The organism is Mesorhizobium sp. M2A.F.Ca.ET.039.01.1.1 (assembly GCF_003998035.1).
Classification (GTDB): Bacteria; Pseudomonadota; Alphaproteobacteria; order Rhizobiales; family Rhizobiaceae; genus Mesorhizobium.
The window spans coordinates 1-9,399 of record NZ_RZRY01000201.1 but is presented as its reverse complement, the minus strand read 5'-3'; the positions used below and the strand labels follow the sequence as shown (position 1 = coordinate 9,399).

Sequence of the window (9,399 nt, the reverse complement as noted above, 5' to 3'; positions counted from 1 at the left end):
GATCCACTGCTTCAGCTCATGCATGAATGCGGGGTCATTCATCTGGTCTTCATTGCCGGCGAGGACGAGATCCCGCACCTGCTTCATCCGCCCCTGATCGGTGACAAGCGCCAGGCTCACACCCGGTATCGCGGCTGCGCGCTCAAGCTCGACGAGATCGGCGGCAGGGGTGGCGCGGCCATCATATTCGGCACGCGTCGATTGGCGTTTCGGAATGGCGTCGGCCAACGGGTCCGCTTTCGCCTCGCCCATGAGGTAGTCGTAACGGATTCCGTTGCCGTCGGCCGTAAGCGAAGCCTCGCCGGTTCGGCCAGTCGCCGCCGCGGCGAGCATGAGATTGGCCGCGGCGCATCCCAGGCTGACATAGAGATGATGATCGTCAGGGTCGACGACCGGGGTCCGCCTCTGAAGGTCTGGCCGGATCTCGATTGCTTGCCCTTCAAGCTGGAACCGCCAGGGCTGCGTATTATGGCTATTGGCCGCCAAGGTTGCGTAACGGACGATGGCCCCAAGATCGGGCGTCAGGCGGTCACGCAATCCGGCGGCGAAGACCTCATACTGGGCCATGGACCCGACCGCCGATCGCCAACCGGCAACACCGGTGCCCGCCGCGACAAGCGCGGCGCCTGCGCCCACGAGCATCGTTCGCCTGTTCATCGTGCCCTCTCGATAAACTTGCAGGCAAGATAGCGGCGGCTCGGGAATAGCCCTTGATCTCAATCAAGGCCTTTGATCGACCCGCCGCCTAGCGGCGCGACCGTCGAACTCGAACACTTCGATGCCGGCGACGTCGACGTTCGAGGCAGTTGATGTTGATATAGGCCGTGCGTTCGCCGCTTTCGCCGACATCCTCGGCGAAGGGGTGGATTCCGCAGGTCCGGCAGAAGCGATGCGCGATTTGAGCCTTGCCGAAGGTGTAGCGGCCGAGGTCGTCGCCCCAGGCGACCAGACTGAGCTTCTCATGCGGCACCGCCCACAGCAGCGCGCCCTTGCGCGCGCAGATCGAGCAGTTGCAGCGCACCGCGCCGCCGATCTCACCCTTGACCTCGAATGCCACCTTGCCGCAGTGGCAACTGCCTTTGTACAGCATCAGCATCCTCCCATCGCTGGCAGGGTGCAAAGGCACGCTTGCCGGGTTATCTCTTTGCCGGGCCCAACATCAGGCCGCGCGTCTAAAAGACGTTGCAAATTTGCAAGGTCCGACATCGAAAATGCAATCCGTCCGCGATCGTCTCGAAACCATCCTGTCACGTCTTGCCAATCGCGCGGCCGAGGAGCGGGTCTACACCAAGCTCTATGCCGCGGCCGCGCGGGCAGCCGCCGATGCGTCCGACGCTCGCCGCAAGGCCGGCGTCAGCCTTGGCCCGCTCGACGGGCGCATCGTCTCGATCAAGGATCTGTTCGACGTTGCCGGCGAGCCGACCACGGCCGGGTCGCTGATCCTCGCCGGCACCGCGCCGGCGACGCGGGACGCGGCCATCGTGGCGCGGCTCCGGCGGGCGGGCGCCGTGATCGTCGGCAAGACCAACATGACCGAATTCGCCTTCACCGCGATCGGCGACAACCTTCACTATGGCACGCCGGGCAATGCCGCCGACGCCAGCCTGATCCCGGGCGGCTCGTCATCGGGGGCGGGCGTTGCGGTCGGCGAGGGCACAAGCGACATCTCGATCGGTTCGGACACCGGCGGCTCGGTGCGCATCCCGGCCTCGCTCAACGGCATCGTCGGCTTCAAGCCGACGGCGGGGCGCGTGCCTTTGACGGGCGCCTTTCCGCTGTCGATGACGCTGGATTCGATTGGCCCGCTTGCCCGCAGCGTCGCCGATTGCGCGATTGCCGATGCGATCATGGCCGCAGATGAGCCGGCGGCGCTACAGCCGATCCCGCTTGCGATGTTGCGCATCGGCATTCCGCGCGGTGTCTTGTTCGACGAGACGCAAGCCGAGGTCGCGGAAGCTTTCGAGGCCTGCATCGACAGGATCGGGCAGGCTGGCGCCGGCGCCGTCGATTTGCCCATCGACGATCTCATCGCCGAAATGCGCGCCGCGACCAGACGCGGCACGATCGCCTCAATGGAGGGCGCCGAAGTGCATGCCGACTGGCTGGCGAGCGGCGCCTCCGTGCCGGTCGATCCGCATGTCACCGGGCCGTTGTCGCGCGCGCTGGCGGTTCCCGCTTCGGTCTATATCCGCACGATCCGCCGTCGCGGCGAGCTTGCGGCGGCGATGGCGGAACGGCTGAACGTTATAGATGTCCTGGCATTGCCGACCGTGCCGATGGTCGCGCCTTCCATTGCCGCCATGGCCGCCGACGAGGCGTTGCGCGACAGGACCGAAGGGCTGCTCTTGCGCAACACGCAGGTCGCCAACCAGTTCGACCTCTGCGCGATCTCGTTGCCGATGCCGGGCACCAAGCTGCCGGCCGGGCTGATGCTGGTGGGCAGGCACGGGGATGATCGCCGTTTGCTGGCGATTGCAGCGGCAGTGGAGGCGCTGCTTAGCCGTTGAGAGGCGTGCTTCGAACCGAGGCAAATTGGGATCAGGAAAATTTACCGTTGCGTTCCTTCGCGCACCCTTCTGCCGGCGTCTCCGGTCTGCATCGTCGCATGGTCTCGGCGAATTAATCGCCAGTTGGAAAGCGTCGCCGGTAGTGCTCGATCACTTCCGGATTGCGCAGGTTGACGGGCAGCTTGCCGGCGAGCACCAGCAGCGCCTCGCCGGCGGCGCCGACGCCCATGCGCATCATCGATTCCTCGGTGATCCCGGCCATATGCGGGGTGACGATGACATTGTCGAAGCCGAAATAGGGATGGTTGGGCGGCAGCGGCTGCGTTGAAAAGACGTCGAGCGCGGCGCCGCCGATGCGGCCTTCCCGCAAGGCTTCGATCAGCGCCTCGTCGTCGACCACCGGGCCGCGCGAGACGTTGATCAGCAGTGCGCCGGGCTTCATACGGGCGATGCGCTCGCGGCTGATCAGGCCGCGCGTCTCCTCCGTCAGCGGGCAGCAGAGCACGATGACGTCGCTCTGCTCGACCAGCGCGTCGATCGACAGGAAGCCGACGCGCTCGGGCGCCGGGCGCAGGCTGCGCGTCGTTGCCACGACATTGAGGTCGAAACCGTGCGCGGCGATATGTCCGACGGCCCGGCCGACCGCGCCGAGGCCGACAATGCCGATCGTCTTGCCGGCAAGCTCGCTGGTCGAATTGGCATGCTCGCGCCCGGCAAGCCAGCCCTTGGCGCGCAGGTCGCGGTCCATCACGCGGAAGCGCCGCAATAGGGCAAGCGCTGCGAACATCACATGCTCGGCGACCGAGCGGGCATTGACGGCGGGTACGTTCGCGACAAGCACGCCGGCGGCGGTCGCCGCCTCGACCGGGATCATGTCCAGCCCGGCGCCGTGGCGGATAGCGGCTCGCAAATTCGCCGCGCCTTGAAACAGTTCCGGCGGCAGCGGCGCGCGCACGATGACGATGTCGGCGTCGCAGGCCTCAGTGGTCAATGTCTTTGGATCGAGCGCGGAAGCAATTGCAAGCCGCCCGGCGCCGGCCAGCATGGCCGTGGCGCGGGGGTGCAGCGGATGCGTCGACAGGATCTTGCGCATTGCACTCAGGCCTTCTCGAGCGCCGCGCTTTTCGGTTCTGTTCCGCGGCCTTCGATGATCCCTTTCCAGTAGCTCTCGGCGCCCTGCAGATGGGCGCTCATCAGAGCCTGGGCGAGATTGCCGTCGCGGCGAAGCAGCGCCTCGTAGATCTGGATGTGTTCGGCATGCGAGCGCACGCTGCGTTCGGGATCGTTGAAATAGATCGGCAGGCGCTGCTCGCCCATCAGGTAATAGACGCTGCAGATGTTATGGAAGACGCTGTTCTTGGTGGCGCGCACGATCTCGAGGTGGAACTCGCGGTCCTCCTTGGCGAGGCCTTCACCGGCGGCGATGCGCTCTTCGGAGGCTTTCAGGATCTCGCGCAGGCGTTCGAAGTTTTCTTCCGTTGCGCGCGAGCAGGCAAGCTCGGCCGCCTTGATCTCGTGGATCTTGCGCAGTTCTACCGTCTCATAAATCTGCACCGGATCGAGCGGCAGGCCGGCGCGGGCGAACAGCGCCAGCGCTTCCACGCTCGCCTGCTTGGTGTCGATATAGATGCCGGACTTGGCGCGCCGCTCGACGATGCGCATGGCCTCGAGGATGGCGAGCGCCTCGCGGATCTGGCCGCGGCTGACGCCGAAATGTTCCGCCAGCTCGCGTTCCGAAGGCGTGCGGCCGGACTCCTTGTCCGAGTTGGAGAAGAGATAGGCGGCGAGTTCCGCGAGAAGGTTCTTTTCTTTCATCGTCAAATACGTTGCGCGTGCGCCTCCAGGAATCGCTCCGAGATGGTGAAACCCAATCCAGGCTTTTCAGGGATCGCTATCATACCGTCCTTCGCTTCGACAGTCTCCTCGACCAGGTCGTGGATCATCGGATTGGCGCCGAGCGAATATTCGATGATGAAGGAGGCGGGCGAGGCGGCGCACACATGCAGCCCGGCGAAGAAGCAGGGCGCACCGGCCCACAGATGCGGCGCGAAACGCAGGTTGAAGGCGCTGGCGATGGTGCCGATCTTCATCGCCTCGCTGATGCCGCCGCAGAAAGCGGGATCCGGCTGGAAGATGTCGGCCGATTTCAACACCGCCAGGTCGCGGAAGGCGTAGCGCGTCGCCTCGCTTTCGCCCGTGGCGATCGGCGTTGAGCCCGAGGCTCGTATCTCGGCCATGCCCGGCTTGTCGTCGGCGATCACAGGCTCCTCGAACCAGGCGAGGTCGAGATCGGCGGTGAGCTGGATGAAGCGCTTGGCCTCGGCGACGGTGTAGGTGCCGTGCGCGTCGACCATCAGGTCGACCTCCGGACCGATCGCCTGCCTTGCGGCGCGCACGCGCGCGGCCGAAAGATGGGGCGCGCCGTCCATGGCGCCGACGCGCATCTTCAGCGCCTTGAAGCCGCCCTTGGCGATGTAGGATTGCAACTGCTCGCCGATGGCGTCGGCGGAGGCCCAGCCGCCCGAAGCGTAGGCCTGCATGCGCTCGACCTTGCGGCCGCCGAGCAGCCGCCATACGGGCTGCCCGAGCGACTTGCCGAGGATGTCCCAAAGCGCGATGTCGACGGCGCTGATCGCCGCCACGCTCATGCCGCGCCGCGCCAGCTGCGGCATCGCATGGCCTGCATGCGCCGCCGTCTCGTGCCGCACGCCGTTATAGAGCATTTCCCAGATGATGCCGATGTCGGCCGGATCGCGGCCGATGAGTTGCGGACCGATCTCGTGATTGAGCATATGGACGAGCGCGCCATAGCTGCCGGCGCTGCCGGCGGCGTTCTTGCCTTCGCCCCAGCCGACCAGGCCGTCGTCGGTCTCGATGCGCAGAATGGCGGCGTCGAACGTCGTCACCTGCCCGAAGTCGCTGCGATGCTGCCTCGCGACTTCGATCGGGACACGGACCCACCAGGCCTGAACGCTTTTGATGCGCATATTTTCCCTTCGGCCCCTCCGCCCGCCAGGCGGAAGGACAAGCTTTGGTCGGAGGTCTACTTGATCAGCGGCAGCAGCGTTTCGGCGGTGATGCGCATCTGGTCGGTGTAGAATTTCTCCGTAAGCACGCTCGAGCCGTGGTCCTGGATGAATTTGAGCTGCTCGGGCGAGATGTCGACCGGATTGCGCTCGACCATCTCCGGATAGGGCGCGGCCGGCGTGCGGTCGACGGGGGCGACGAATTCGTTGGTCAGCGCGCCGTCATAGCCGACTTCCTTCAGCGTGCGCACGATCTTCGGCCAGTCGATCTGGCCAAGGCCGGCGGCGAAGCGGTTGTTGTCGGCGACATGGAAATCGAACAGGCGCTTGCCGACCTGGCGGATCGCGTCATAGACGTTAAATTCCTCCATGTGGATGTGGTAGGCGTCGAGGCAGACGCCGCATTCGGGGCTCACCGCGTCGGCGAGCGCGAGCGCCTGGGCGCCGCGATTGAAGAGATAGGTCTCGAAGCGGTTGAGCGGTTCGATGGCGATCCGGACGCCGACCTTCTTGGCATGGGTGAAGCATTCGCGCGTGGCATCGACCACCCAGCCCCATTCCTCCGCCTCGGTGCCGTCCGGCACCACCTTGCCGACGGTCGCGGGCACCAGCGTGATGATCTCGCCGTCGAGCTCGCTCACCATGGTGAGCACGTCCTTGACATATTGGACGGACCGCTCGCGCTGGCCCTGGTTCCTGGCGGCGAGGTTGCGTTCGCCGAGCATCAGCGTCACCGAACCCCAGCAGCGGATGCCATACTCCTTGAGCAGCGCGCGCGTCTCCTTGGTCTTGTACTGCTCGGGCTCGCCGGAAATCTCGATCGATTCGTAGCCGAACTTCTTGATGCGCTTCAGCGTCACCTCCAGCGGCTCCGCCCGCATCCAATTGTGCGTCGAAAGATGCATGGTCTATCCTTCCCAGAATTCGCCTGTCACATTTTACCCCGCGACGCCTCGAACAGAGGCGGCCGCACGTTTCCTCCCCAAGGCGTTGCCAGGTTTTCCTCGAAACTGGTTCGACCAATTGGGCCTGGCATGACGTCTACAGCAAATTTTCCTGCGCGGCAAGAAGTGGGCAGAGGAAGCCGACCGCGCCGGACAATGCCATGATTTAATAAGGTAATTTCGCATTTCCAATTGCGGGTCCGAGGCTTCTTCCAGCTTTTCAGGCGCTTGACCGAACTACGGGATTTGGTAATACCAGAATGACATGGCGTTCAGATGCCGTCAGGACTGACCAAACAGGCTGGCCCTCGCTCCAATTGGCGCTATGCTTGGTCACGAAAACAAGAGAGGGAGGATGCCGATGCCGACGACGATGAAGGGTCCCGGCCTGTTTCTGGCGCAGTTCGCGGGCGATGCCGCACCGTTCAATTCGCTGGCTTCGATCACCAAATGGGCGGCCGGGCTCGGCTACAAGGGTGTGCAGATCCCGACCTGGGACGGACGCCTGTTCGACCTCGCGAAGGCGGCCTCGTCGAAAGCCTATTGCGACGAGGTGAAAGGCATCTGCGCCGACGCGGGCGTCGAGATCACGGAACTGTCGACGCACCTGCAAGGGCAACTGGTGGCGGTGCATCCTGCCTATGACGCGCAGATGGACGGCTTCGCGCCGCCATCGGTGCACAACAATCCCAAGGCGCGCCAGCAATGGGCCGTCGAACAAATGAAGTTCGGCGCCCAGGCATCGCGCAATCTCGGGCTTAATGCTTCCGTGTCGTTCACCGGCTCGCTGGCCTTCCCTTACCTCTATCCCTTCCCGCAGCGGCCGGCCGGGCTGATCGAGGAAGCCTTCGGCGAGCTCGGCAAACGCTGGAAGCCGATCCTCGATGTCTATGAGGACAATGGCGTCGATGTCGGCTACGAGATCCACCCTTCCGAGGACGTGTTCGACGGCGTGACCTTCGAGATGTTCCTCGACGCGGTCGGCGGCCACAAGCGCTGCAACATCAATTACGATCCGTCGCATTTCCTGCTGCAGCAGCTCGACTATCTGGAATTCATCGACATCTATCACGAGCGGATCAAGGCCTTCCACGTCAAGGACGCCGAGTTCAATCCGACCGGACGGCAGGGCGTCTATTCCGGCTATCAGGGCTGGGTGAACCGGGCAGGCCGCTTCCGCTCGCTGGGCGACGGCCAGGTCGATTTCAGCGGCATCTTCTCCAAGCTCACCCAGTACAATTACGATTCCTGGGCGGTGCTGGAATGGGAATGCTGCCTGAAGCATCCCGAGGACGGCGCAGCCGAAGGCGCGCCCTTCATCCAGCACCATATCATTAGGGTGACCGAGAAGGCTTTCGACGATTTCGCCGCCGGCACGACCGACAAAAAGCTGCTGCGGGCGATGATGGGGATTTGACCCGCGAACTTCCCTGGAAGATCGACAGCGGGTCCGGGCGGGGTTGAATTCAAAGCCGCGGCGGACCCTTATACCCCGCCCCGACGCCGTGCGTCGGCCCTCCGCAGGGGGAGGGTGAGCAGCCAAGAGGAGAGGACGAAAAATGGTCGGCGCATCGAAGTCGGAAACGGGAGGCGGCCCGATCCGCTACGGCATGGTTGGCGGCGGGCAAGGCGCCTTCATCGGCGCGGTGCACCGCATCGCGGCGCGCATGGACAATGATTTCGTGCTGGTCGCCGGCGCGCTGTCGTCGAACCCGGAACGGGCGAAGGCTTCCGCCGCCGAACTGGGGCTCGATCCGCAGCGCAGCTACAGCTCCTATGCCGAGATGGCCAAGGCCGAAGCCAAGCGTCCCGACGGCATCGAGGCGGTGGCGATCGTCACGCCCAACAATGTGCACGTGCCGGCGGCCAAGGCCTTCCTCGAGGCCGGCATCCATGTCATCTGCGACAAGCCGCTGGCGACGTCGCTCGCCGAGGCGAAGAAGCTTGCCGCGCTGGCCGAGAAGACCGGCAAGGTGTTCGTGCTCACCCACAATTACACCGCCTATCCGATGATCCGGCAGGCGCGCGAGATGGTGGCCAAGGGCCAACTCGGCGACATCCGCATCGTGCAGTCGGAATATCCGCAGGACTGGCTGACCGAGGATCTCGCCGCCACCGGTCAGAAGCAGGCCTCGTGGCGCTCCGATCCCAAGCAGGCGGGCGCCGGCGGCGCGCTGGGCGACATTGGCACGCATGCCTATAACCTTGCCCGTTTCGTCTCGGGGCTGGAGCTGGATTCTCTGTCGGCCGACCTCGACGCCTTCGTGCCGGGCCGCCAGCTCGACGACAATGTCAACGTCATGCTGCGCTTCAAGCCGGTCGGCAACAAGCATCCGGCCAAGGGCATGATCTGGGCAAGCCAGGTGGCGCCCGGCCATGAGAACGGGCTGAAGCTGCGCATCTATGGCTCGAAGGGCGGGCTGGAATGGGTGCAGGCCGACCCGAACTATCTCTGGTACACGCCTTTCGGCCAGCCGAAGCAGCTGCTCACCCGGGCCGGCGCCGGCGCGATGCCGGTCGCGGCGCGTGTGACCCGTGTGCCATCCGGACATCCGGAAGGCTATCTCGAAGGTTTTGCCAACATCTACCAGGAGGCCGCCCGCGCAATCCGGGCGGCACGCAGAAGGGGCGGCAAGCCGGGCAAGGATGTGATTTTCCCGACGATCGAGGACGGCGTCGAAGGCATGGCCTTCATCGAGGCCTGCGTGAAGTCGTCGAAGAAAAATGGGGCGTGGACGAAGCTCTAGGGACGGCTGCGTCGTCTGAGGGGGAGTCCCCCTCACCCGGATTGCCAGCCGAATTGCAAACGCAATTCGGGGCAATCCGACCTCTCCCCGAGGGGAGAGGAGGGCGCCGGCGCCGACGACAACCTCTTTCTCCCCGCCGGGGAGAAGGTGGCAGCGAAAGCGGCCGGATGAGGGG

General features: G+C 64.9%; 7 protein-coding genes and 2 pseudogenes. 3 read left to right on the top strand and 6 right to left on the bottom strand.

The features are described 5' to 3' along the window. Both EOA24_RS16940 and EOA24_RS16935 read right to left on the bottom strand, forming a co-directional pair. A pseudogene (locus EOA24_RS16940) lies at positions 1 to 657 on the bottom strand (Tat pathway signal protein); the annotation flags it as partial. Positions 658 to 720: 63 nt separating this feature from the next. Next, positions 721 to 1,090 (bottom strand): annotated as a pseudogene (locus EOA24_RS16935) (GFA family protein). Positions 1,091 to 1,211: 121 nt separating this feature from the next. Between EOA24_RS16935 and EOA24_RS16930 the strand changes: the two are divergent. Beyond that, on the top strand, positions 1,212 to 2,507 hold the full coding sequence (locus EOA24_RS16930) for an amidase (RefSeq protein ID WP_126081132.1): 1,296 nt from the start codon (positions 1,212 to 1,214) through the stop codon (positions 2,505 to 2,507). A 112-nt stretch (positions 2,508 to 2,619) separates the two neighbouring features. On the opposite strand, the gene EOA24_RS16925 is transcribed toward EOA24_RS16930, so the two are convergent. From EOA24_RS16925 to EOA24_RS16910, 4 genes are read right to left on the bottom strand one after another with little or no spacing between them, the layout of a single operon-like run. Beyond that, complete coding sequence (locus EOA24_RS16925) at positions 2,620 to 3,600, bottom strand: hydroxyacid dehydrogenase (protein WP_126081133.1); 981 nt, start codon at positions 3,598 to 3,600, stop codon at positions 2,620 to 2,622. 5 nt (positions 3,601 to 3,605) lie between these two features. Further along, a complete protein-coding gene (locus EOA24_RS16920; RefSeq protein ID WP_126081134.1) occupies positions 3,606 to 4,322 on the bottom strand; it encodes a FadR/GntR family transcriptional regulator in 717 nt (238 codons plus the stop codon). A 2-nt stretch (positions 4,323 to 4,324) separates the two neighbouring features. Next, complete coding sequence (locus EOA24_RS16915) at positions 4,325 to 5,494, bottom strand: mandelate racemase/muconate lactonizing enzyme family protein (protein WP_126081135.1); 1,170 nt, start codon at positions 5,492 to 5,494, stop codon at positions 4,325 to 4,327. 56 nt (positions 5,495 to 5,550) lie between these two features. Beyond that, on the bottom strand, positions 5,551 to 6,438 hold the full coding sequence (locus EOA24_RS16910; RefSeq protein WP_126081136.1) for a sugar phosphate isomerase/epimerase: 888 nt from the start codon (positions 6,436 to 6,438) through the stop codon (positions 5,551 to 5,553). Positions 6,439 to 6,838: 400 nt separating this feature from the next. Between EOA24_RS16910 and EOA24_RS16905 the strand changes: the two genes are divergently transcribed. Next, on the top strand, positions 6,839 to 7,894 hold the full coding sequence (locus EOA24_RS16905; RefSeq protein WP_126081137.1) for a sugar phosphate isomerase/epimerase: 1,056 nt from the start codon (positions 6,839 to 6,841) through the stop codon (positions 7,892 to 7,894). A 142-nt stretch (positions 7,895 to 8,036) separates the two neighbouring features. After that, positions 8,037 to 9,224, top strand: coding sequence for a Gfo/Idh/MocA family oxidoreductase (locus EOA24_RS16900; RefSeq protein ID WP_126081138.1), 1,188 nt, complete (start codon positions 8,037 to 8,039; stop codon positions 9,222 to 9,224). The last annotated feature ends 175 nt before the right edge of the window (positions 9,225 to 9,399 follow it).

Excerpts from the sequence above, each read along its gene's own strand:
- EOA24_RS16910 (WP_126081136.1), bottom strand. The coding sequence starts at position 6,438 with ATGCATCTTTCGACGCACAATTGGATGCGGGCGGAGCCGCTGGAGGTG.
- EOA24_RS16930 (WP_126081132.1), top strand. The coding sequence starts at position 1,212 with ATGCAATCCGTCCGCGATCGTCTCGAAACCATCCTGTCACGTCTTGCC.
- EOA24_RS16920 (WP_126081134.1), bottom strand. The coding sequence starts at position 4,322 with ATGAAAGAAAAGAACCTTCTCGCGGAACTCGCCGCCTATCTCTTCTCC.
- EOA24_RS16905 (WP_126081137.1), top strand. The coding sequence starts at position 6,839 with ATGCCGACGACGATGAAGGGTCCCGGCCTGTTTCTGGCGCAGTTCGCG.
- EOA24_RS16900 (WP_126081138.1), top strand. The coding sequence starts at position 8,037 with ATGGTCGGCGCATCGAAGTCGGAAACGGGAGGCGGCCCGATCCGCTAC.
- EOA24_RS16915 (WP_126081135.1), bottom strand. The coding sequence starts at position 5,494 with ATGCGCATCAAAAGCGTTCAGGCCTGGTGGGTCCGTGTCCCGATCGAA.
- EOA24_RS16925 (WP_126081133.1), bottom strand. The coding sequence starts at position 3,600 with ATGCGCAAGATCCTGTCGACGCATCCGCTGCACCCCCGCGCCACGGCC.